The organism is Citrobacter sp. Cpo103 (assembly GCF_030332605.1).
In the GTDB taxonomy this organism is placed as follows: domain Bacteria; phylum Pseudomonadota; class Gammaproteobacteria; order Enterobacterales; family Enterobacteriaceae; genus Citrobacter; species Citrobacter portucalensis.
On record NZ_JAOWHO010000017.1, the window covers coordinates 14,288 to 36,701 of the forward strand.

Below are 22,414 nucleotides of genomic sequence, written 5' to 3' on the forward strand. Positions count from 1 at the left end.
AATAAAATAAAAAGTTGGCACGCAACCTGCAATAAGCAAAACATCTTTTTTAGAAAAACGCTGAATTAATTACTGAGGTTGCTATGTCTATTCTGGTTAAAAATAACATTCATTGGGTTGGCCAACGTGACTGGGAAGTTCGTGATTTCCACGGGACTGAATACAAAACGCTGCGCGGCAGCAGCTACAACAGCTATCTCATCCGTGAAGAAAAAAATGTCCTGATCGATACAGTAGACCACAAGTTTAGCCGTGAATTCGTGCAGAACCTGCGCAGTGAAATTGACCTCGCGGATATCGACTACATCATTATTAACCACGCGGAAGAAGACCATGCAGGGGCGCTGACTGAGCTGATGTCCTGCATCCCGGACACGCCGATTTACTGCACAGCCAACGCCATTGACTCCATCAACGGGCATCACCATCACCCGGAGTGGAATTTCAACGTGGTGAAAACCGGTGATTCACTGGACATTGGTAACGGCAAACAGCTGATCTTCGTTGAAACGCCAATGCTGCACTGGCCTGACAGCATGATGACCTACATGACCGGCGACGCGGTGCTGTTCAGTAACGACGCCTTCGGTCAGCACTACTGCGACGAACGTCTGTTTAACGACGAAGTTGACCAAACCGAACTGTTCGAACAGTGCCAGCGTTACTACGCCAACATTCTGACGCCGTTCAGCCGTCTGGTTACACCGAAAATTACTGAGATCCTCGGCTTCAACCTGCCTGTCGATATGATTGCTACTTCCCACGGCGTGGTATGGCGCGACAACCCGACGCAAATCGTGGAAATGTATCTGAAATGGGCGGCGGATTATCAGGAAGACCGCATCACCATTTTCTACGACACCATGTCCAACAACACCCGCATGATGGCCGACGCCATTGCCCAGGGCATCAACGAAGTTGACCCGAACGTGGCCGTGAAAATCTTTAACGTCGCCCGTAGCGATAAGAACGAAGTTCTGACTAACGTCTTCCGCTCTAAAGGCGTGCTGGTCGGTACTTCGACGATGAACAACGTGATGATGCCAAAAATCGCCGGTTTGGTGGAAGAGATGACCGGCCTGCGTTTTCGTAACAAACGCGCCAGCGCCTTTGGTTCACACGGCTGGAGCGGCGGTGCAGTAGACCGTTTGTCCACGCGTTTGCAGGATGCAGGTTTCGAAATGTCGCTGAGCCTGAAGGCAAAATGGCGTCCGGACCTGGATGCGCTGGAACTGTGCCGCCAGCACGGCCGTGAAATCGCTCGTCAGTGGGCGCTTGCTCCACTGCCGGAAGCAACCGTGAAAGCAGCTTCCAAAGAAGAAGAGTGCGCTTGCGCCGCTGCGGCTGCCGCCGATCTTGGCCCTAGCATGCAGTGCAGCGTGTGCCAGTGGATTTACGACCCAGCAAAAGGTGAACCGCTGCAGGATGTCGCGCCGGGTACACCGTGGAGCGACGTGCCGGATAACTTCCTGTGTCCAGAATGTTCATTAGGTAAAGACGTCTTCGACGTACTGGCAACGGAGGCAAAATGAGCCGCGGAATTGTCATTATTGGTTCGGGCTTCGCCGCCCGCCAGTTAGTCAAAAATATCCGTAAGCAGGATGCAAATGTCCCGCTGACCTTGATTGCTGCGGACAGCATGGATGAGTACAACAAGCCCGATCTCAGCCATGTTATCAGTCAGTCACAGCGTGCAGACGACCTCACCCGCCAGTCGGCGGGTGAGTTTGCCGAACAGTTTAATTTGCGCCTGTTTCCGCACACCTGGGTAACCGACATCGATGCTGATGCCCACGTAGTGAAAAGCCAGGATCAGCAGTGGCAGTACGACAAGCTGGTGCTGGCGACGGGCGCTTCAGCCTTTGTACCGCCGGTTACCGGACGTGAGTTAATGCTCACATTGAACAGCCAACAAGAGTATCGCGCTTGTGAAACACAGCTGCGTGACGCCCAGCGGGTACTGATTGTCGGCGGCGGCTTGATTGGCAGTGAACTGGCGATGGATTTCTGCCGTGCCGGTAAAGCGGTAACGCTTATCGACAACGCCGCCAGCATTCTGGCTTCGCTGATGCCGCCGGAAGTCAGCAGTCGCTTACAGCATCGTCTGACCGATATGGGCGTACACCTGCTGCTGAAATCACAGCTTCAGGGGCTGGAGAAAACGGCGCCAGGTATTCGTGCCACGCTCGATCGTAGCCGCAGCGTGGAAGTCGATGCGGTGATCGCCGCCACCGGCTTACGCCCGGAGACCGCACTGGCGCGTCGCGCCGGATTGAACATCAATCGTGGTGTCTGCGTCGATAGCTACCTGCAAACCAGCCACCCGGACATTTATGCTCTCGGCGACTGTGCGGAGATTAACGGTCAGGTGCTCCCGTTCCTGCAGCCGATTCAGCTGAGTGCCATGTATCTGGCGAAAAACCTGCTCGGCGGCAATGCGCCATTGAAACTGCCAGCCATGCTGGTAAAAGTCAAAACGCCAGAACTGCCTCTGCATTTGGCCGGGGAAACCCAGCGCCGCGATCTGAACTGGCACATCGCCGCCGAAGCGCAGGGAATGGTCGCCAGAGGGATGAACGACGAAGGCCAGCTGTGTGCGTTTGTCGTCAGTGAAGACCGCATGAAAGAGGCCTTTGCGCTACTGAAAACGTTGCCTGTGTAAGTCTGGGATGCCGAATGGCGCCTCCGGCCTACGACTTTGCCCGGCAACGCTGCTACTGATTTATTAACCTCACGCACATGGATGTGCGTTGCCACTTGTCGGTATGCCCCGACATGTTTTTCTTGCCCCGCCAGTCCCGGGGCTTTTTTTATTTTTGCGCCAACGCTCGCGCCGCGGCAATCACGCCCTGCCCCAATGACAACCCGCCGTCGCCCGCCGGTAAACGCTGCGGGAACAGTAAGGTAAAATCACGCAGATAAAACGCCAGACGGGCCGACAATAAGCGGTTATGCATCACGCCACCACTGAATACTAACGTCTTGATCCCGCGCACTTCAGCCTGCTTTCGCATCAGAGTGGCAAACCCACACGCCAGCGCGTCGTGAAACGCCCATGCCCTTTCTGCTGGTTTGGCCTGCCAGTTCAGCCATTGCTGCCAAAAAACCGCTAAGTCCAGCTGATTGTCATCAAGCGGCACCGTGACCGGATGATCAACACCATCACATTGCGATGCCATCGCCTCAAGCGCACAAGCCGCTTCACCTTCATAACTCAATGATTCCGGTGCACATTGCAACGCGGCGGCAACGGCATCAAACAGTCGTCCGCACGATGACGCCAGCGGAGCGTTAATTCCCCGTTCAATCGCGCGCACCAGCACGTTCCAGTTTTGATGTTGCAGCACCGATGTTTCCGGATAATGCGGCCAGTCAGGAACAAAACGCAGGCACTGCGCGAGCAGATTACGCCACGGCTGTTTTGCCGCCAGATCACCGCCCGCCAGCGCTACCGCCGGTAAGCCGCCAAGGTGTTCGCATTCACGATAGTTAACCCGCAAACACTCACCACCCCACAGCGCGCCGTTTTCCCCCATACCGATACCGTCTAGCGTCAGAGCAATCACATCGCCGCCATTGAGCGGCCAGCCGTGCTCCGCAAGACACGCAGCGGCATGCGCATGGTGATGCAGCACCGTTTCAGTTGGCAGCTCCATTTCACTGGCCCACTGACTTGAAACATAGCCAGGGTGTGCATCATGCACAATACGCTGCGGCATAAAGTCATAAATGTTCTGGATCAGGCGTAGCGCATCACGCCACTGTTGCTGAATGCCGTCATCGCTGAGATCGCCCAAATGCTGGCTGATAACCGCCTGCTCGCCGCGCACCAGACAGAAAGTATTTTTCAGATCCGCCCCTAAGCACAGCATTGGCGGCACGTCGCGAAATCCTGGCGGTAGTGCGACCGCATCTGGCACATATCCTCGGGAACGACGCAGCATTTCCCCACTGTCGCGCACCACGGAGTCATCCATCCGCTGCACAATTTCGCGATTATGCAGCAGGAAACCGTCGGCAATGTCGTGTAAATCTTCCAGCGCCTGGGCGTTGGTAATGGCCGGAGGCCTGCCGCTGAGGTTGCCAGAGGTCATCACCAGCGGACAATTCATCTCTTGTAAGAGCAAATGCTGTAACGGATTCGCTGGCAGCATGACGCCAACCTCCGTTAACCCTGGCGCAATACCCTCGCTCAATGCAGCGACATAGCGTTTCTGCACCAGCACGATCGGCGCAGCAGGGGTAGTCAGCAAACGACGAGCGGGTTCAGGCAATCCTTCATCAGAGGGCAGCATCACTGCCAGAGGTTTCGCCGGACGGTGTTTGCGCAGCCTGAGTAGCGCTACGGCGTTATCATTTCGCGCATCGCACACCAGATGAAACCCACCAATGCCTTTAACCGCCACAATACCGCCTGCTTTCAGCCGCGATACCGCCGCCTGCAGCGCCTCTTCTTTCTCCGCTCGCTCACCCGCACAGAACCACTCCAGATGAGGGCCGCATGCCGGACAAGCCACTGGCTGGGCGTGGAAGCGACGGTCGTACGGATCGCGATACTCTTTGTCACATTGCGCGCAGAGTGGGAATGATGCCATTACGGTAAACGGACGATCGTAGGGCATGGCGCGGATAATCGTAAAACGCGGACCACAGTGGGTGCAGTTGATAAAGGGGTATCGGTAACGACGTTCGCCGGGGGTGTTCATTTCTACAAGGCATTCGGGACAGGTCGCGGCGTCCGGAACGATTTGCGTATTCATCGTACCGCCAGCACTTTGACGAATCGAGAAATCGGCAGGCTGCTGCGTCCAGGCGAATGGTTCGCTTTCAACGCTGTCAATGCGCGCCAGCGGTGGGCAGTGTTGATGCAACTGCGCAATAAATTCCGCTGGATCTTCCTGTAAGCGCACAACCACACCGTCACCGTCGTTACACACATCGCCATGCAGTTGTAAGCGCTGCGCCAGTTGCCAGACGTAGGGGCGAAATCCGACGCCCTGTACCTTACCGCGAATACGCAGCTGTACGCCGGAGTGGTTGTTTATTGTCATTAAGTCGTTCCCGCAGTCATCTATCCCGGTTTGCCTGATAGCGCTACGCTTATCAGGCCTACGTGGATGCGAACAGTAGGCCGGATAAGGCGAAGCCGCCATCCGGCATAAGTACTACCGTATTTTACGCGGATTTTCAGATATCAGAACAGCAAAGATGCGGTGGAATCCAGCGCAGCGCGACGACGTTTTTCCGCGCTCAGTTGCTCAAGCTTATTGCGATCCACATAAATCAGCGCGTGAGTCGGGCACACTTCCATACAGGCAGGACCGGCCTCACGATGGTGGCACAGGTCGCACTTATTGGCTTCCGCTTTTTCTGCACGGACGTTCAGACCCGCGCCGCTGTTACGCACAACCGGACGCACGACCACTTCCATTGCGCCGTAAGGACAAGCCACAACGCAGGTTTTACACCCAATGCAACGTTCCTGCATTACGTGGACAAAGCCTTTATCACGGCTGATCGCACCGTTCGGGCAGACGTTAGCGCACGGCGCGTCTTCACACTGGCGGCACAGCGTCGCCGTGGAGACATTAACGCCTTTGATGACGTGAATGCGGGGTAAAAAGGTTTCAGGGGTCAGCGATGCGCAGTCCTGGTTATCCTGATGGGATACCACGCAGGCCACTTCACAGGTACGGCAACCAATGCATTTATTGGCGTCTGCAATGATGAAACGGTTCATCAATTTCTCCAGCAATGACAGAATATCTGCCGAAACATACACAAATCGTGCCAGAATTTAATTTGCTGTTATTAAAGGAATTTTGTTTTGAAGTACGCAAGAAGGGTGTGTCATCGTCACTAGTGACGATGACAAATGACAGCCGTCAGCGCGAAGCGGGAGGCGCAACTGAGTCGCGCGCAATGAATTCACCGGTGAAAGTTTTTGGCGGCGTAAACGCCCCGTCACCCAACATAAAGATCAGGCGCCCAATCGTTTCCTGAATCATTTCTGTTACCGGAATTTTAACGCTGGAAAGCGCCGGAATAGTGTATGGCGCGAGGGCGATATCATCAAAGCCAATCACCGACACCTGTGCGGGAACGCTCACACCATGCCCGTGCAACTGCTTCATCGCGCCGATCGCCATATCGTCATTGCTGGCCACCAATGCGGTAAAATTGACCTTGCGCGAAAGCAAAGTATCCACACCCGCAGCGCCGCAGGCTGGCGTCCATTTCCCTTTAACAATCAGATCATTATTTAGGGCGATACCATGATGTGCCAGCGCGTCTTTATAACCTGAAAGTCGCTCCACGCCGGTTGGCGAATCCATCGAGCCAGTAATAAAACCAATCTCTTTATGCCCGGCGGCAATGAGCTGAGTAACGGCGTTAAAGCTGGTCTGCTTTTGATCGCACCATACGCTGTGGCTACTGTTTTTCCGCAGGCGTCGATTAAGCACCATAATCGGCTGGCTGTGGGCATCGATGATATCGTCTATCTCATCCACGCTGAGAAAACGCGGATAAATCATAATCGCGTCACAGCGCAGGTCGAGCAGGTACTGGATCGCCTGGCGCTCTTCCTCAGCGCTGTGCTTACCGTCAGCCAGTAACAGCTGGCGTCCTTTATCTTCCGCCATCCGCGCGGTATGAAACAGCAGCTCGCTGAAATAGACGCCGTGATAAAGGGTATTCGTTACCACCAGACCCAGCGTCTGCGTGGTTTTCGCCGCCAGACTGCGCGCCAGCAAATTTGGGCGGTAACCACTCTCTTTAATGGCCTGAAACACGCGGTCTTTGGTTTCCTGGCTGACATAGCCGTTTCCGGAAAGCACCCGGGAAACCGTCGCTTTCGACACCCCGGCACGCTTCGCCACCTCCAGCATCGTGGTCATATTACTCATCCCTTTTCTCTCAATGTGACGCAGTGTACTTCACCGTTTTGCCGCTGTCCTTGCTGCTAAATCACAGACGCTGACATCTGGTGATCGGAGTCACAATTACAAAAAATGATCAAAATTAAACCTTGATCAGTTAATGCAATTTAAACATGATTTTGTGGAACCGGTTTCCTATCTGCGTTTCATCAACTCAGAAAAGCGACCCACGTAAACGGATAAAACATAACGTACTCTACTGATAAAACAGGATAAAATCCGATGTCCAAGAATTATGCAGCGCTGGCGCGCTCCGTTGTGACGGCTCTGGGAGGCGTCAACAACATCACAGCAGTGACCCACTGTATGACCCGTTTGCGTTTCGTTCTCAAAGATGACTCGCTGGTCGACAGTGCTACGCTGAAAACCCTCACTGGCGTGCTCGGCGTGGTGCGTAACGAGAACCAGTGTCAGGTGATTATCGGCAACACCGTTTCGCAGGCGTATCGTGAAGTGGTCAGCCTGTTGCCTGCCAACATGCAGCCTGCTGAGCCGCAAATCAAACCCCGACTGACGCTGAAGCGGATTGGCGCGGGGATCCTTGATGCGCTGATCGGCACTATGTCGCCGTTGATCCCGGCGATTATCGGCGGATCAATGCTCAAGCTGCTGGCGATGGTTCTGGAAATGACTGGCGTGCTGGTGAAAGGATCGTCCACGCTCACCATTCTGACCGTTATCGGTGACGGCGCATTCTTCTTCCTGCCGCTGATGGTCGCCGCGTCGGCCGCTATCAAATTCAAAACCAACATGTCGCTGGCTATCGCCATCGCGGGCGTACTGGTGCATCCCAGCTTTATCGACCTGATGGCGAAGGCCGCGCAGGGTGAGCACGTTGAGTTTGCCCTGATCCCAGTGACGGCGGTGAAATACACCTACACGGTGATCCCGGCGCTGGTCATGACCTGGTGCTTGTCATACATCGAACGTTGGGTCGATCGTATAACTCCGGCGGTGACCAAAAACTTCCTCAAACCGATGCTGATCGTGCTGATCGCCGCCCCGCTAGCCATCGTCATCATTGGCCCGATCGGTATCTGGATCGGTAGCGCGATTTCAGCGCTGGTCTATACCATCCACGGCTATCTCGGCTGGCTGTCGGTAGCCATTATGGGCGCGCTGTGGCCGCTGCTGGTAATGACCGGTATGCACCGTGTCTTTACGCCAACCATTATTCAGACCATTGCCGAAACCGGAAAAGAAGGCATGGTAATGCCATCGGAAATTGGCGCCAATTTGTCGTTAGGTGGTTCATCGCTGGCAGTGGCATGGAAAACCAAAAACCCGGAGCTGCGCCAGACGGCGTTAGCGGCCGCCGCCTCAGCCATCATGGCGGGCATTTCCGAACCCGCGCTGTATGGCGTGGCAATCCGCCTGAAACGTCCGCTGATTGCGAGCCTTATCAGCGGTTTTATCTGCGGTGCTGTTGCTGGAATGGCCGGGCTTGCAAGCCACTCCATGGCGGCTCCAGGTCTGTTCACCAGCGTCCAGTTTTTCGATCCGGCCAATCCGATGACCATCGTTTGGGTATTTGGCGTGATGGCGCTGGCGGTAGTGCTTTCTTTTGTACTAACGCTGATTCTCGGCTTTGAAGATATTCCTGTCGAAGATGCAGCCGCGCAGGCCAGAAAAAACCAGGCCGCACAACCGGGCAATATCAATGGAGCCAGCATTTGACTGGTATGAACTGAGGTTAATTATGTCTGTTTTTCCGCAAGGATTTTTATGGGGCGGCGCACTGGCCGCCAACCAGTCTGAAGGGGCATACCGGGAAGGCGGCAAAGGGCTGACTACCGTCGATATGATCCCCCACGGCACACACCGCATGCCCGTCAAACTGGGTCAGGAAAGGCGCTTTACGCTGCGGGATGACGAATTTTATCCCAGCCATCAGGCGATCGACTTTTATCATCGCTATAAAGCAGATATCGCGCTGATGGCGGAAATGGGGTTTACGGTTTTTCGTACTTCCATTGCCTGGAGCCGCCTCTACCCTAACGGCGACGAGCTGACGCCGAATGAAGACGGAATCGCGTTTTATCGGGCCGTGTTTGCCGAGTGTAAAAAATACGGTATTGAGCCATTAGTCACGCTGTGTCACTTCGATGTGCCTATGCATCTGGTCACTGAGTACGGCTCCTGGCGTAACCGCAAAATGGTGGAGTTCTTTACCCGCTACGCCCGTACCTGCTTCGAGGCCTTTGACGGTCTGGTGAAGTACTGGCTGACGTTCAACGAAATCAACATCATGCTGCACAGCCCCTTTTCAGGCGCAGGGCTGGTATTTGAAGAAGGTGAAAATCAGGATCAGGTGAAATATCAGTCCGCTCACCACGAACTGATAGCCAGCGCCCTTGCGACTAAAATAGCTCATGAAATTAATCCGCAAAACCAGGTCGGTTGTATGCTGGCTGGCGGTAATTTTTATCCTTACTCGTGTAAGCCGGAAGATGTGTGGACCGCACTGGAAAAAGACCGTGAAAACCTGTTCTTTATTGATGTGCAGGCGCGCGGGGCCTACCCGGCTTACTCTGCCCGCGTGTTTCGCGAAAAAGGCGTGATAATCGAAAAAGCCCCGGAAGACGACGACATCCTGAAAAACACCGTCGATTTCGTCTCGTTCAGCTATTACGCATCGCGCTGCGCCTCCGCTGAAATGAACACGGGCAATACCAGTGCTGCCAACGTGGTGAAGTCGCTGCGTAATCCGTACATTGCCGCCAGCGAATGGGGCTGGGGAATCGATCCGCTCGGCCTGCGCATCACCATGAATATGATGTATGACCGCTACCAGAAACCGCTGTTTCTGGTGGAAAACGGGCTGGGAGCGAAAGATGAAATCGATGCTAACGGTGAGATCAATGACGACTATCGCATCAGCTATTTACGCGAACATATTCGCGCCATGGCAGACGCGATTGAAGATGGCGTGCCGCTGATGGGTTACACCACCTGGGGCTGTATCGATCTGGTTTCTGCCTCAACCGGTGAGATGAGCAAACGCTACGGTTTTGTGTATGTTGACCGCGATGATGCGGGCAACGGCACGCTGGCACGTACACGCAAGAAATCATTCTGGTGGTACAAAAAAGTCATCGCCAGTAACGGTGCCGATCTGGCATGACGGATCTGCCGGAGGGGGTTACAGCCTTCCGGCAAAAGTACATATTTTCATTTCATTTATTACATTCCGGATTTGGAATCGTCCTTCCAGTTTCACGTTTGCCCTCCCCCTTTTTTACTGGCATTTTATTCAGTAGTTTTTAATCCTGGCCATTCACCACAAGGAAGCGTGCATGTTTGATAAAAAGGGCAAAACAGCGGTGGCAATCACCAAACCGGTACGTCGCTTGAAAGTCAGCTATGTCAGAAAACGCCATGAAGATCCAAAAACGGGTTATACGCGACGAATCAGTCGTCACGCCTCGCTCACGCTGAACGGCGACTGGCTGGAACAAGCTGGATTTCCGACCGGTACGGCAGTGAATGTATCAGTGATGCAGGGGAAGTTAATTATTGAGCAGGCAATTGAATGACGAGGATACACAGGGAAAACAGGCCGGATGTCTTTCACATCCGGCACTGATACGGTTTACTCTTCTGGCGCTTCCAGCTCGGAGAATCCACCGTGTCCTTCCCAACCGGCTAATCGCTGATAGACGGTATCAACCGCATCTTTGATCGGCTGTGTCATCGGGTAGTAAAAACCGACGATGTCCGGTTGAATGCCGAGGAAAATTACCTCACCAACATCGTCTTTCAGCTGATCTACCAGGTAGTTCAGCGGCATGTTGTGGGTGGTCATCATGAACATCTCGGCAATATCATCGGGATCGATAATGCGGATTTCGCCTGGGTTCAGCCCCATATCGGTGGCATCAACAATCAACAAACGTTGCGGGCGCAGCTCGCGGATGGCGACAATATCGTTCTCCGGCGCGCTACCGCCGTCGATGACAACCCAGTTGCCTTGAGGATTTGCAGCACACATTTCAGCCAGCAGCGGGCCCGCGCCGTCATCGCCCATCATGCTGTTACCCACACATAATAAAACGTCAGTCACGGTGTCTCCTCACCATCAGATAGATGGCGCTTTCCTGGTGTATGTCGTGCAGCATGCTAAGCATCAGCTTGCTCCACTCCTGCTGCTGCGGGGTCTGCACGGCACGCGCATCATCGAACGCGCGCGCCAGCATTTGCACATGGTTGAAATCGATAACGATCTCGCCGTATTTTGGCACGCCTTCCATTTTCCGGCGGGCTTCGCTTCCCTCAGCAAGGGTAGCAATCCATGCCAGATATTCGTCCCATGGACAAGTTAACGCCGCTTCCAGGCAATCGATGATCCCAAGGTGGTGACCAATCGCCAGGCTGTAATAGACAACCTGCTGCGCCTCAGCGGGCGTCGCATCGTTCTCATCAATAAACTTACGGCTCAGTTGACTGAACACCACCGTTTCACTCATCGGATACGCGCCTCTTCGACAACATGATTAAGATGCGTGACGATCTCGGTCAGACGCGGATCGTTTTCCGCTTCCAGCCAACGCGCCACCTGATGCTCGCCCTGCCCTAACTGCGTCATATAGTCATCAGCAATCTGGCGACCATAGCGGTATCCCGCCAGACGGCGAGCCTCGCGATCCACTTTCACGCGCAGCGGCTGAACCATGTCCGGATGCAGAATTTCCGCCGGCTGTTCGTCCAGTTCACCCGGCGCACGCGCGTGAATTTTTTGCTCCAGCAGACCCAGCGCCATGGCAAAACCGTACAGCGTTGCCGCAGGCGTCGGCGGACAGCCAGGAATATACACGTCCACCGGTACGATTTTGTCCGTGCCGCCCCATACGCAGTATAAGTCGTGGAAGATACCGCCGCTGTTACCGCAGGCACCGTAAGAGATACAAATTTTCGGATCTGGCGCAGACTGCCAGGCACGCAGCGCGGGAGAGCGCATGGCACGAGTTACCGCGCCGGTAAACAGCAGAATATCCGCATGGCGCGGTGACGGTACGACTTTGATGCCAAAACGTTCGGCATCAAACAGCGGAGAAAGCGTGGCAAAGATTTCGATTTCGCAACCGTTGCAGCCGCCGCAGTCCACGCGGTAAACATACGCTGAACGCTTAATGCTTTTCAGCAGCGACGCTTTCATGCTGGCAATGGATTCATCCACCGTCATCGGTACCGGAATACCGTTGGCGTCACGTGGGCCTAATAAATTGCTCATCAGCTGGCCTCTTTCATATGGCGAGTCAGTTCAATACGGTCAGACGGCACCAGACATTTCTGGCGCTTACAGTCCGGGCAGGTCTCAAAGCTTTCACGGTGATTTTCCGCGCGGGTATCACCGTTGTGCTTAAGCAGCGCAATGGCGTAATCAATCTCTTTTTGCACCGCAAACGGACGGTTACATACGCGGCAATTGCACAGCCCAAAACGAGACTGCTGCAGGAAATCATCTTTCTTCCACACCGCCAGCTCATACTCCTGCGACAGCTTGATTGCCGCTGTCGGGCAGACTTCTTCGCAGCGGGCGCAGAAAATGCAGCGCCCAAGGTTGAACTGCCACGCCAGCTCATTGGTGACCAGATCGGTTTCTACCGTCAGCGCGTTCGACGGGCACGCATTCACACAGGCCGCACAGCCGATGCACTGCTGCGGATTATGTTCCGGTTTGCCACGGAAGTTTTTATCGACCGCAATCGGCTCCAGCGGATACGACGACGTCGGCGCCCCGGTTTTGATGACTTTTTTGATAAAGGTAAACATGGCGATTCCTTATTTCAGCGGCGAGTTTTTACGCTCGATGCTGTAGCGCTCAAGTTCTTTGTACGGCACGACTTTGCTCTTCTTCTTACGCACATCGACCACAGTCATACGGTCAGTACAGGAGTAGCAAGGATCGAGGCTACCGATAATCAGCGGGGCATCGGAAACGGTATTGCCACGCAGCATGTAGCGCAGCGTCGGCCAGTTGGCGTAAGTCGCCGCACGGCAGCGCCAGCGATACAGTTTCTGGTTGTCGCCGGTCATGCTCCAGTGGATGTCATCTCCACGCGGCGCTTCAGCAAAGCCCAGTGCGAAACGGTGAGGAATATAGGTAAAGCCTTCCACCATCAGCGGGCCGCCCGGCAGGTTATCCAGACCAAAGTCGATCATATTCAGCGCGGTGTAGACTTCATTGATACGGACTTTCAGGCGAGAAATAACGTCGCAGCCCTGCTCGCTGTGAACTTCCATCGGCAGCAGACCATAACTGACAAACGGGTGATCGGCGCGGGTGTCACGTGCGTGGCCGCTGGCGCGAACCATCGGGCCGACGTTACTGAAGTCACGGGCAATTTCCGGATCCAGACGACCAATACCAACCGTACGCTGTTCCATGTTCGGCGTGCTGAGCAGCATATCGACCAGTTCCTGCACGTCACGACGCATCTGCTGCGCCAGTTGACGGGTCTGGATCATATCTTCTTTCAGCAGGTCACGACGAATACCGCCGATCAGGTTCAAACCGTAGGTTTTACGTGCCCCAGTGAGGATCTCCGCCATCTTCATCGACGTTTCACGCACGCGGAAGAACTGCATAAAGCCGGAGTCAAAACCGGTGAAGTGACAGGCCAGGCCGAGGTTGAGCAGGTGCGAGTGCAGACGCTCAACTTCCAGCAGAATGGCGCGTATCATCTGCGCACGTTCCGGCACCACGATGCCCATCGCATTCTCAACGGAGGTGGTATAAGCGGTGCTATGCGCAAAGCCGCAGATGCCGCACACGCGATCCGACAGGAACGTCACTTCGTTATAACCCATACGGGTTTCCGCCAGTTTCTCCATGCCGCGGTGGACATAGAACAGACGGTAATCGGCGTCGATAATGTTCTCGCCGTCAACGAACAGGCGGAAGTGACCGGGTTCATCGGAGGTGACGTGCAACGGGCCAATCGGCACCACGTTATTTTTCTTGTCGCCCAGTTCGTTGATGAACTCGTAGGTTTCAGCATCGGTAGTCGGCGCCGGGCGCTGACGATAATCCATACTGTCTTTACGCAGCGGATAGAGTTCATCCGGCCAGTCATCCGGTAGCACCAGACGGCGCTCATCCGGTAAACCAACCGGGATCAAACCGTACATGTCGCGCACTTCACGCTCGCCCCAGACCGCTGCTGGAACGCGCGGCGTGACGGACGGGAACTCCAGTTTATTGGCATCGACTTCAACGCGGACGGTTATCCAGCACTTGGTGCCTTGCTCCATCGACATCACGTAATAAACGGCGTAATGACCGCACAGCTGACGTTCGTCGTTACCAAACAGCACGGATAACCAGCCGCCCTGTTTGTAGTACAGGAACTCAACCACTTCCGGCAGGTAGTTCACCTTGACGGTGATCGTCAGCTGATCTTTGGTCTGCCAGGCTTCATCCAGCACCACGCCCGGAAAGGCCTGGTGCAGCGCAGCGAGATATTGTTGACCTAATTTTTCTTCAGACATGCTCAAACTCTCTTAAATCACGCCACCAGCAAGGAGACGAACGCTAAAAACGCAAACCCAAAACCGGCCCAGGTCACGCGTGAAGTGGCGCAAAAACGCAGACGCGCCATGCTGTTTTCGAACAGGGCGATGACCAGCACGCCGAGGACCAGCTTGACGACGGCAATCACCAGCGCCAGCAGCAGCCCACCGGCGGTGAAGGTTTCCATCTGTCCCCACGGCAGGAACACGCCAACGAACATTTGCAGAACGACCAGCTGTTTGAGGCTAATGCCCCATTTCAGCACGGCAAAACCGCTGCCGCTGTATTCAGTCAATGGACCTTCCTGCAACTCCTGCTCTGCTTCCGCCAGATCGAACGGCAGTTTGCCCATTTCGATAAAGGTGGCGAAAGCACAGGCGCACAGTGCCAGAATCAGCGGGATGCTGCGCGCAGCAGGCCAGTGGTAAATGGTATCGGCGATATTGCTGATATGGGTTGAACCCGCAACCTGTGCCGCTACCCACAGTCCCAGCAGCAAAATAGGTTCAACCAGCACGCCGAGCATCGCTTCACGGCTGGCGCCAATGGCGGTAAACGGGCTACCGGTATCCAGTCCCGCGATAGAGAAGAAGAAACGGGCGATGGCGAACAGGTAAATTAAGGTGATCAGATCACCCAGTTGTGGCAGCGGCGAGCCAACGGTCACAACCGGCAACGCAGTGGCGATAGTCAGCATCACGCCCACCATCACAAACGGCGTCAGGCGGAAAACCCAGCTGGAATCCGCAGGCGCAATGCTCTGACGGCCCAGCAGTTTGATAATGTCGCGGTATTCCTGCAAAACGCCCGGACCGCGGCGATTGTGCAAACGCGCACGCGCCACGCGGGTAACACCGGACAGCAGCGGCGCAACGGCAAACAGCACCAGCGCCTGAATTAACGGATATAAAACACTCATTCTCAGGCTCCTCGTGAAACCACAATCACCACCAGCACCGCCAGCTCAATCAGCGCCAGGCGACGGAACAGCACCGGTGCAGCCGCATTCTGCCAGCCCGGAACCAGTGATACCGGGTTCAGCCATTTACGCAGTTTGAGTACCGGGGCAAAAGCTTCTTTCACCGGCATGGCAAAACCGTGCGCGGTAATCACCATTGACTGCTCGTGATCGTAACCACACACCCACGCCGCACCGCGTGAACGCGATGGCAGACGGTTGCCTTTGAAAATGGCCATGATGATGAACGGCAGCAGCGGACACGCGATCAGCAGCAGCGTGATCATTGGCTGAGAAACGGTGGTGTTCGCGGTTTCCAACGGCAGCGGAACGGCAGAGGAGATCATCGGCAGCAGCCACGGCGCAGCAACGCCGCCAATCACGCAGCAGATAGCCAGCGCGACGACGCTCACCCCCATCAGGATTGGCGCGCAGCAGGCATTTTCAGCTTCCTTCGTGCGCGGTGCGCCAAGGAACGTAACGCCATAGACTTTCGCCATACACATCACCGCCAGCGCGCCGGTAATTGCCAGCCCTACCGCCAGCAACGGTCCTAACAGGCTACCGACAAATGCGCCGCTATTGCCGAGCTTAAAGAAGGATTGGTAGATAACCCACTCACCGGCAAAACCGTTCAGCGGCGGCAGCGCGGCCATCGCCATCAGACCAACCAGCATCGCCAGCGAGATAACCGGCATACGTTTACCGATACCGCCCAGTTTTTCGATATCACGATGACCGGTACGGAACCAGATGCTGCCTGCACCCAGGAACAGAACGCTTTTGAACAGGCTGTGGTTAACCAGATGATACAGACCGCCGGTCAAACCCAGCGCAATCAGCGCCGGTTGATTCAGGGAAATTCCGGTCACGCCAGCACCCAGACCCAGCAGAATAATGCCGATGTTTTCCAGCGTGTGGTACGCCAGCAGACGCTGGATGTTGTGCTCCATCAGCGCATACAGACCGCCAACAAACGCGGTGATCATGCCCAGCACCAGCAGCGTAATCCCCCACCACAGCGGCGCGTTACCGCCCAGCAACGACAGGGAGAGAATACCCAGCAGACCAACCTTCATGACGACGGTAGAGAACAGCGCCGCAGCCGGTGCGCTGGCATTGGCGTGTGCCTGTGGCACCCAACCGTGCAGCGGAATAATGCCGGCCAGCAGGCCAAAACCAGCCACGCCCAGCAGCCAGATGTCAGACCCGAGCGGCAGCTCCTGGGTGCGCAGGTCAAGAAGACGCAGCTCCAGAGTGCCGTAACGTTGCCACACCAGGTAGCAGGCGACCGCCAGCAGTAGCGTACCAATACGCCCCAGTGCAAACCACAGTTTGCCTTCTTTACTGCATCCGGTAAGGAACACGGCACACAGCGCCATGATTTCCGCCATCACCACCAGCGTACCGAGGTTGCTGGCAACCACCGCACATACCGCCGCGGCCATCAGCAGATTCACCAGCAGGCCGTTAGCTTTCACCTGCGGATGACGATGCCAGTCAATGTTGTACAGGCTGACAAACAGGCCGCACAGGCCCAGCGTAATCAGCCAGATAGCATTCAGCGGAGTAATTTGCAGACTGTGACCAATAAACGGCATCACGCCGCTCACCGCCAGCGCATTAGTCAGAACGGTAAAACCCGCGGCTGCCGTACACAGGCTGCCGACCGCACCGCCAACTCCAGCAATCCAGCCGCTCAGCGATTTATGAAATGAAAACAGAAATGCCAGAACCGCAGCCGCTGTAAACCAGGCTACGCCGCTGTTAATCAGTGAAATTGCGCTCATTTTGCATCCCCACTCTGAGCCTGCTGAAACAAGGTGAGATCGCCGAAATCGGTATTGAAAGTCAGCTCACGCTTACGCTTGCTGGCGCGGGCGATATCCATGTTGCTCACCAGATGCAGGGCTTTGGTCGGACACATGCGCACGCAGGCAGGACCTTGCTCGTCAAAACTACACAGATCGCATTTCACCGCGATGGCACGAACGCCGGGAACCCAGTCCAACAGCGAACTCACGCGAGCAGGCGCTGGCGGAGCCGGAGGCGCTTTTGGCGTATTGGCGTTTGCCGGAATATGTAGCGGACGGCTACCGGAAAACTCTATCGCGCCAAACGGACAAGCGATCCCGCACAGTTTGCAGCTTACGCACAAGCTTTCGTTCAGCTGTACGGCGCCATCAACGCGGTTAATGGCATTAACCGGACACACGGTGGCGCAAGGCGCATCTTCACACTGGTGGCAAAGCTGCGGCGCGGATTCTTTTTCATTTAACATCACTTTCAGGCGCGGCATTGACTGCAGGCCATGCTGGCGATGTGTCTCTGAGCAGGCGGCTTCACAGGTGTGGCAGCCAATACAAAGAGTGGAGTCAGCAATTACAAAACGATTCACCAGGCATTCCTCAGGTGATAGTCATTTTTGACGAAAACATGTCTACCAAATGTCATTTCGACATTTTTCGACATGCCCATTCCCTAAAACGTCGTGATGCAGTATGTAGACCGCACCATGACAAAGTGGGCAGCACCCGAGGCTTAAGCCGGGCTATGTCCCTCAACCAGCTGGCTTAAATTCACCGGCATATTGTTCTCAACCGCGGTGTACAGGCTGTCGTAGACGGTGGCGATTTTTTCGAGATAGTGATCCAGCACCTGCTCGCGATCGCGGTTGCTAATACGCTCATCGACCTTACCGTCGATAGTCAATTCTGCCTGTGCAATCAGCTGTTTATCATCACCGTCTTTCGTTTCGACGTAGTATTCGATGGTATGGCTGTTAAAGCCGTCCGCCAGCGTGACGTAGATAGTGAAGTGTTCAAAAAGGACGAAGCAGAGATCCTTGTCCGGCGCGCAGCTCATCGCATGATGCAAACGCGCTTTTGACAGGGTGATCCCCTGAACCAGCGAGTTGCAGTAAATACGCCACTGGTCCTGTAGGCGACGATGCCGTTCAGCGATGTAATCGGCTTTTTCGCTTATTTCCCAAATAGTCATGTCAGGTTACCCGTTTAGCAGAGATGAACAGCCTTAAGCACATTTCATGCCAAAATTAAATCACTTAATTTTCATATAGATAAAAAATCAAAGGCGGGTGACGACATGTCATTTCGTCATCGTCGTCATTGTCACAAATGAAAAAATTCAACCTGGCATGCTTATTGCTTTTAATACGGCAACTTCACAGGAGGCGGTATGCACGAAATAACCCTCTGCCAACGGGCACTGGAATTGATTGAACAACAGGCCACGCAACACGGTGCTCAGCGAGTAACTGGGGTCTGGCTCAAAATTGGCGCATTTTCTTGCGTAGAAACCAGCGCTCTCTCCTTTTGTTTTGATCTGGTATGCCGCGGGACCCTTGCAGAAGGTTGTAAACTCCACCTCGAAGAACAAGAAGCCGAATGTTGGTGCGAATCTTGTCAGCAATACGTCACGTTACTGACGCAACGCGTGCGCCGATGTCCGCAATGCAACAGCGATATGCTGAGAATTGTGGCCGATGACGGCTTACAGATTCGACGTATTGAAATAGATGAAACTCCAGCGCCGGATGGCGACGCTTAAGCGTCTTATCCAGCCTACAGAAAGAGCTCGTTTGTAGGCCGGATAAGGCAACGCAGCCATCCGGCAACAGATGTATCGCAAGTAAAAAGATCAGGAGTGAGCGATGTGTACGACATGTGGTTGCGCTGAAGGCAACCTGTATATAGAGGGTGATGAGCATAATCCCCACTCGGCGTTTCGCAGCGCGCCATTTGCCCCAGCGGCTCGTCCGGCGCTGAATATTACCGGTGTGAAGACCTCAAATTTCACACCGAGCCAGACCGAAGAAGGCGATTTGCACTACGGTCACGGTGAGGCAGGAACCCACGCACCAGGTATGAGCCAACGCCGTATGCTGGAAGTGGAAATTGACGTACTGGACAAAAACAACCGCCTCGCCGAGCGCAACCGTGCCCGCTTTGCGGCCCGTCAGCATCTGGTACTGAACCTTGTTTCAAGCCCGGGCTCTGGTAAAACCACCCTGCTGACCGAAACGCTGATGAAGCTGAAAGATAGCGTGCCGTGCGCCGTTATTGAAGGTGACCAGCAGACGGTGAACGATGCCGCCCGTATTCGCGCCACTGGCACACCCGCCATTCAGGTCAACACCGGTAAAGGTTGCCACCTTGACGCACAAATGATTGCTGACGCCGCGCCGCGTTTGCCGCTTGACGATAACGGTATTCTGTTCATTGAAAACGTCGGCAACCTGGTCTGCCCGGCCAGCTTCGACCTCGGCGAGCGCCATAAAGTGGCCGTGCTTTCAGTAACCGAAGGTGAAGACAAACCGCTGAAATACCCGCATATGTTTGCCGCCGCATCGCTGATGCTGCTCAACAAAGTGGACCTACTGCCGTACCTCAATTTTGACGTTGAAAAATGCATCGCCAGCGCCCGGGAAGTGAACCCGGGGATTGAGATTATCCTAATTTCCGCCACCAGTGGTGAAGGGATGGATCAATGGCTCTCCTGGCTGGAGACGCAGCGATGTGCATAGGTGTTCCGGGTCAAATCCGCACCATTGATGGCAACCAGGCCAAAGTCGACGTTTGCGGTATTCAGCGCGACGTTGACCTGACGCTGGTCGGTAGCTGTGATGAACATGGCCAACCGCGCCTCGGCCAGTGGGTACTGGTCCACGTCGGTTTTGCCATGAGCATCATTAATGAAGCTGAAGCGCGCGATACGCTCGACGCGCTGCAAAACATGTTTGACGTTGAGCCGGATGTCGGCGCGTTGCTGTACGGCGAGGAAAAATAAATGCGTTTTGTTGACGAATACCGCGCACCAGAGCAGGTGATGCAGTTGATAGAGCACCTGTGTGAACGTGCCGCCCACCTCTCCTACACGGCTGAACGCCCGCTGCGAATCATGGAAGTTTGTGGTGGTCATACCCACGCTATCTTCAAATTCGGGCTCGACCAGTTGTTACCGGAAAACGTGGAGTTTATTCATGGTCCGGGTTGCCCGGTTTGCGTTCTGCCAATGGGCAGAATCGACAGCTGTGTAGAAATTGCCAGCCATCCAGAAGTGATTTTCTGCACCTTTGGCGACGCTATGCGCGTCCCGGGTAAGCAAGGCTCCCTGCTGCAAGCCAAGGCGCGCGGTGCGGATATCCGTATTGTCTATTCACCGATGGATGCACTGAAGCTGGCACAGGAAAACCCAACGCGTAAAGTGGTGTTCTTTGGCCTGGGTTTTGAAACCACAATGCCAACGACCGCTATCACCCTGCAACAGGCAAAGCAGCGTGACGTGCAGAACTTTTACTTTTTCTGCCAGCACATCACGCTTATCCCTACGCTGCGTAGCCTGCTGGAACAGCCGGACAACGGTATCGACGCCTTTTTAGCACCGGGCCACGTCAGCATGGTGATTGGCACCGACGCCTACAACTTCATTGCTTCAGATTTCCATCGCCCGCTGGTGGTCGCCGGTTTCGAACCGCTCGATCTCCTGCAAGGCGTAGTGATGTTAATTGAGCAGAAAATTGCAGCCCAAAGCCAGGTAGAAAACCAGTACCGCCGCGTGGTACCGGATGCCGGTAACGCGTTAGCGCAACAGGCCATTGCCGAGGTGTTCTGCGTCAATGGTGACAGCGAATGGCGCGGTCTGGGCGTTATCGAATCCTCTGGCGTTCACCTGACGCCGGACTATCAGCGCTTTGATGCCGAAGCACATTTCCAGCCAGCGCCGCAGCAGGTGTATGACGATCCGCGCGCGCGTTGTGGGGAAGTGCTGACGGGCAGATGTAAACCACATCAGTGCCCGTTATTTGGCAAAACGTGTAACCCGGAGACCGCGTTTGGCGCCCTGATGGTCTCCTCAGAAGGCGCATGTGCCGCCTGGTATCAGTATCGTCAGCAGGAGTGTGAAGCATGAACAGCGTACAACTCGCCCACGGTAGCGGCGGTCAGGCTATGCAGCAGTTGATCAACAGTCTGTTTATGGAGGCTTTCGCGAATCCGTGGCTGGCGGAACAAGAAGATCAAGCGCGTCTGGAACTGGCACAACTGGTGGCAGAAGGCGACCGTCTGGCGTTTTCAACTGACAGCTACGTTATCGATCCATTGTTCTTCCCCGGCGGCAATATCGGCAAGCTGGCCATCTGCGGTACGGCTAACGACGTGGCGGTCAGCGGAGCTATTCCACGCTACCTCTCCTGCGGTTTTATCCTCGAAGAGGGCCTGCCGATGGAGACACTGAAAACCGTTGTTAACAGCATGGCAGCAACCGCACGCGAAGCAGGTATCGCCATCGTGACTGGCGATACCAAAGTCGTGCAGCGTGGTGCAGCAGACAAGCTGTTCATTAACACTGCCGGAATGGGGGCAATTCCCGCCAACATTCACTGGGGTGCACAGACTCTCAGCGTGGGTGATGTGCTGCTGGTAAGTGGCTCTCTTGGCGATCACGGCGCAACTATCCTTAACCTACGTGAACAGCTAGGTCTGGATGGCGAACTGGTCAGCGATTGCGCGGTATTAACGCCGCTTATCCAGACGCTGCGTGATATTCCTGGCGTGAAGGCGCTACGTGACGCCACCCGTGGCGGCGTGAATGCGGTCACGCATGAATTTGCCGCTGCATGCGGATTTGGTATTGAGCTGTCTGAAGCTGCCCTGCCCGTGAAGCCTGCGGTGCGTGGCGTTTGCGAGCTGCTGGGTCTGGATGCGCTCAACTTTGCTAACGAAGGCAAACTAGTGATTGCCGTTGAACGCCAGGCCGCTGAAACCGTACTTGCCGCGCTGCGCGCGCATCCGTTAGGGTGCGATGCTGCAATGATTGGTGAAGTGGTCGAACGCAAAGGTGTTCGTCTTGCCGGACTCTACGGCGTGAAACGAACCCTCGATTTACCACACGCCGAACCATTACCTCGTATATGCTAGCAGCCGGTTGGCAGCATGCTGTAGGCCGGATAAGACGCATTAGCGTCAACATCCGGCATTAATG

General features: G+C 55.1%; 22 protein-coding genes. 10 read left to right on the forward strand and 12 right to left on the reverse strand.

The features are described from left to right. Positions 1 to 83 precede the first annotated feature (83 nt). A complete protein-coding gene (gene norV / locus OGX89_RS00690; RefSeq protein ID WP_003825935.1) occupies positions 84 to 1,532 on the forward strand; it encodes an anaerobic nitric oxide reductase flavorubredoxin in 1,449 nt (482 codons plus the stop codon). Then, a complete protein-coding gene (gene norW / locus OGX89_RS00695) occupies positions 1,529 to 2,662 on the forward strand; it encodes an NADH:flavorubredoxin reductase NorW (RefSeq protein WP_003825933.1) in 1,134 nt (377 codons plus the stop codon). The genes norV and norW overlap by 4 nt, the downstream gene beginning before the upstream one ends. 148 nt (positions 2,663 to 2,810) lie before the next feature. Here the strand turns inward: norW and hypF are convergent, their stop codons facing one another. The 3 genes from hypF to OGX89_RS00710 form a co-directional block, all read right to left on the reverse strand. Next, positions 2,811 to 5,051 carry a carbamoyltransferase HypF gene (gene hypF, locus OGX89_RS00700; RefSeq protein ID WP_125112822.1) on the reverse strand — a complete coding sequence of 747 codons (2,241 nt, stop codon included), beginning with the start codon at positions 5,049 to 5,051 and terminating at the stop codon, positions 2,811 to 2,813. A gap of 143 nt (positions 5,052 to 5,194) precedes the next feature. Then, positions 5,195 to 5,740: an electron transport protein HydN gene (hydN, locus tag OGX89_RS00705; protein WP_003037366.1), complete on the reverse strand. Its 546-nt coding sequence runs from the start codon at positions 5,738 to 5,740 to the stop codon at positions 5,195 to 5,197. A 145-nt stretch (positions 5,741 to 5,885) separates the two neighbouring features. Beyond that, complete coding sequence (locus OGX89_RS00710) at positions 5,886 to 6,899, reverse strand: LacI family DNA-binding transcriptional regulator (RefSeq protein ID WP_125112836.1); 1,014 nt, start codon at positions 6,897 to 6,899, stop codon at positions 5,886 to 5,888. Positions 6,900 to 7,163: 264 nt separating this feature from the next. Between OGX89_RS00710 and ascF the strand changes: the two genes are divergently transcribed. The 3 genes from ascF (at position 7,164) to OGX89_RS00725 (ending at position 10,477) form a co-directional block, all read left to right on the forward strand. Then, a complete protein-coding gene (gene ascF, locus OGX89_RS00715; protein ID WP_003825926.1) occupies positions 7,164 to 8,618 on the forward strand; it encodes a PTS cellobiose/arbutin/salicin transporter subunit IIBC in 1,455 nt (484 codons plus the stop codon). Positions 8,619 to 8,640: 22 nt separating this feature from the next. Further along, entirely contained in the window at positions 8,641 to 10,065 is a 1,425-nt protein-coding gene (locus OGX89_RS00720) for a 6-phospho-beta-glucosidase (protein ID WP_125112837.1), read from the forward strand. Between the two features lie 172 nt (positions 10,066 to 10,237). Continuing rightward, positions 10,238 to 10,477, forward strand: a complete 240-nt coding sequence (locus OGX89_RS00725; RefSeq protein ID WP_008785630.1) for a SymE family type I addiction module toxin — start codon at positions 10,238 to 10,240, stop codon at positions 10,475 to 10,477. Between the two features lie 56 nt (positions 10,478 to 10,533). Here OGX89_RS00725 and hycI read toward each other — a convergent pair whose 3' ends face one another. From hycI to hycA, 9 genes are all read right to left on the reverse strand, one after another. After that, positions 10,534 to 11,004: a hydrogenase maturation peptidase HycI gene (gene hycI, locus OGX89_RS00730; protein WP_003037382.1), complete on the reverse strand. Its 471-nt coding sequence runs from the start codon at positions 11,002 to 11,004 to the stop codon at positions 10,534 to 10,536. After that, positions 10,997 to 11,407, reverse strand: a complete 411-nt coding sequence (locus OGX89_RS00735) for a formate hydrogenlyase maturation HycH family protein (RefSeq protein WP_003037385.1) — start codon at positions 11,405 to 11,407, stop codon at positions 10,997 to 10,999. Before OGX89_RS00735 ends, hycI begins: the two co-directional genes overlap by 8 nt. Next, positions 11,404 to 12,171: a formate hydrogenlyase subunit HycG gene (gene hycG, locus OGX89_RS00740; RefSeq protein WP_003037388.1), complete on the reverse strand. Its 768-nt coding sequence runs from the start codon at positions 12,169 to 12,171 to the stop codon at positions 11,404 to 11,406. The genes OGX89_RS00735 and hycG overlap by 4 nt, the downstream gene beginning before the upstream one ends. Next, the gene (locus OGX89_RS00745) at positions 12,171 to 12,713 is read right to left on the reverse strand and encodes a formate hydrogenlyase complex iron-sulfur subunit (protein ID WP_003825918.1); all 543 of its coding nucleotides are present in this window, start codon (positions 12,711 to 12,713) and stop codon (positions 12,171 to 12,173) included. Before OGX89_RS00745 ends, hycG begins: the two co-directional genes overlap by 1 nt. A 9-nt stretch (positions 12,714 to 12,722) precedes the next feature. After that, positions 12,723 to 14,432 carry a formate hydrogenlyase subunit HycE gene (gene hycE, locus OGX89_RS00750; protein WP_125112823.1) on the reverse strand — a complete coding sequence of 570 codons (1,710 nt, stop codon included), beginning with the start codon at positions 14,430 to 14,432 and terminating at the stop codon, positions 12,723 to 12,725. A gap of 17 nt (positions 14,433 to 14,449) precedes the next feature. Beyond that, entirely contained in the window at positions 14,450 to 15,373 is a 924-nt protein-coding gene (locus OGX89_RS00755) for a respiratory chain complex I subunit 1 family protein (protein ID WP_003825914.1), read from the reverse strand. Between the two features lie 2 nt (positions 15,374 to 15,375). Continuing rightward, a complete protein-coding gene (hycC, locus tag OGX89_RS00760; RefSeq protein WP_003825912.1) occupies positions 15,376 to 17,202 on the reverse strand; it encodes a formate hydrogenlyase subunit 3 in 1,827 nt (608 codons plus the stop codon). Beyond that, a complete protein-coding gene (gene hycB / locus OGX89_RS00765) occupies positions 17,199 to 17,810 on the reverse strand; it encodes a formate hydrogenlyase subunit HycB (protein ID WP_003825909.1) in 612 nt (203 codons plus the stop codon). Before hycB ends, hycC begins: the two co-directional genes overlap by 4 nt. Before the next feature lie 143 nt (positions 17,811 to 17,953). Further along, positions 17,954 to 18,412, reverse strand: coding sequence for a formate hydrogenlyase regulator HycA (gene hycA, locus OGX89_RS00770; RefSeq protein WP_003825906.1), 459 nt, complete (start codon positions 18,410 to 18,412; stop codon positions 17,954 to 17,956). A gap of 198 nt (positions 18,413 to 18,610) precedes the next feature. Here hycA and hypA point away from each other — a divergent pair, with 198 nt between their 5' ends. The 5 genes from hypA to hypE all read left to right on the forward strand — a co-directional run bounded on the left by hypA (position 18,611) and on the right by hypE (position 22,350). Next, positions 18,611 to 18,982, forward strand: a complete 372-nt coding sequence (gene hypA / locus OGX89_RS00775; RefSeq protein ID WP_003825904.1) for a hydrogenase maturation nickel metallochaperone HypA — start codon at positions 18,611 to 18,613, stop codon at positions 18,980 to 18,982. Between the two features lie 103 nt (positions 18,983 to 19,085). Continuing rightward, a complete protein-coding gene (gene hypB, locus OGX89_RS00780) occupies positions 19,086 to 19,958 on the forward strand; it encodes a hydrogenase nickel incorporation protein HypB (RefSeq protein ID WP_003037409.1) in 873 nt (290 codons plus the stop codon). Continuing rightward, complete coding sequence (gene hypC / locus OGX89_RS00785) at positions 19,949 to 20,221, forward strand: hydrogenase 3 maturation protein HypC (RefSeq protein ID WP_003037411.1); 273 nt, start codon at positions 19,949 to 19,951, stop codon at positions 20,219 to 20,221. Before hypB ends, hypC begins: the two co-directional genes overlap by 10 nt. Continuing rightward, entirely contained in the window at positions 20,222 to 21,343 is a 1,122-nt protein-coding gene (gene hypD, locus OGX89_RS00790; protein ID WP_003825899.1) for a hydrogenase formation protein HypD, read from the forward strand. Continuing rightward, on the forward strand, positions 21,340 to 22,350 hold the full coding sequence (gene hypE / locus OGX89_RS00795; RefSeq protein WP_003825897.1) for a hydrogenase maturation carbamoyl dehydratase HypE: 1,011 nt from the start codon (positions 21,340 to 21,342) through the stop codon (positions 22,348 to 22,350). The genes hypD and hypE overlap by 4 nt, the downstream gene beginning before the upstream one ends. Positions 22,351 to 22,414 lie beyond the last annotated feature (64 nt).

Coding starts and splice junctions, on each gene's coding strand:
- OGX89_RS00755 (WP_003825914.1), bottom strand. CDS start 15,373: ATGAGTGTTTTATATCCGTTAATTCAGGCGCTGGTGCTGTTTGCCGTT.
- hypB (WP_003037409.1), top strand. CDS start 19,086: ATGTGTACGACATGTGGTTGCGCTGAAGGCAACCTGTATATAGAGGGT.
- hycE (WP_125112823.1), bottom strand. CDS start 14,432: ATGTCTGAAGAAAAATTAGGTCAACAATATCTCGCTGCGCTGCACCAG.
- hycA (WP_003825906.1), bottom strand. CDS start 18,412: ATGACTATTTGGGAAATAAGCGAAAAAGCCGATTACATCGCTGAACGG.
- OGX89_RS00725 (WP_008785630.1), top strand. CDS start 10,238: ATGTTTGATAAAAAGGGCAAAACAGCGGTGGCAATCACCAAACCGGTA.
- norV (WP_003825935.1), top strand. CDS start 84: ATGTCTATTCTGGTTAAAAATAACATTCATTGGGTTGGCCAACGTGAC.
- hypF (WP_125112822.1), bottom strand. CDS start 5,051: ATGACAATAAACAACCACTCCGGCGTACAGCTGCGTATTCGCGGTAAG.
- hypE (WP_003825897.1), top strand. CDS start 21,340: ATGAACAGCGTACAACTCGCCCACGGTAGCGGCGGTCAGGCTATGCAG.
- hypD (WP_003825899.1), top strand. CDS start 20,222: ATGCGTTTTGTTGACGAATACCGCGCACCAGAGCAGGTGATGCAGTTG.
- hycC (WP_003825912.1), bottom strand. CDS start 17,202: ATGAGCGCAATTTCACTGATTAACAGCGGCGTAGCCTGGTTTACAGCG.
- hycG (WP_003037388.1), bottom strand. CDS start 12,171: ATGAGCAATTTATTAGGCCCACGTGACGCCAACGGTATTCCGGTACCG.
- OGX89_RS00745 (WP_003825918.1), bottom strand. CDS start 12,713: ATGTTTACCTTTATCAAAAAAGTCATCAAAACCGGGGCGCCGACGTCG.
- OGX89_RS00735 (WP_003037385.1), bottom strand. CDS start 11,407: ATGAGTGAAACGGTGGTGTTCAGTCAACTGAGCCGTAAGTTTATTGAT.
- norW (WP_003825933.1), top strand. CDS start 1,529: ATGAGCCGCGGAATTGTCATTATTGGTTCGGGCTTCGCCGCCCGCCAG.
- OGX89_RS00710 (WP_125112836.1), bottom strand. CDS start 6,899: ATGACCACGATGCTGGAGGTGGCGAAGCGTGCCGGGGTGTCGAAAGCG.
- hydN (WP_003037366.1), bottom strand. CDS start 5,740: ATGAACCGTTTCATCATTGCAGACGCCAATAAATGCATTGGTTGCCGT.
- OGX89_RS00720 (WP_125112837.1), top strand. CDS start 8,641: ATGTCTGTTTTTCCGCAAGGATTTTTATGGGGCGGCGCACTGGCCGCC.
- ascF (WP_003825926.1), top strand. CDS start 7,164: ATGTCCAAGAATTATGCAGCGCTGGCGCGCTCCGTTGTGACGGCTCTG.
- hypC (WP_003037411.1), top strand. CDS start 19,949: ATGTGCATAGGTGTTCCGGGTCAAATCCGCACCATTGATGGCAACCAG.
- hypA (WP_003825904.1), top strand. CDS start 18,611: ATGCACGAAATAACCCTCTGCCAACGGGCACTGGAATTGATTGAACAA.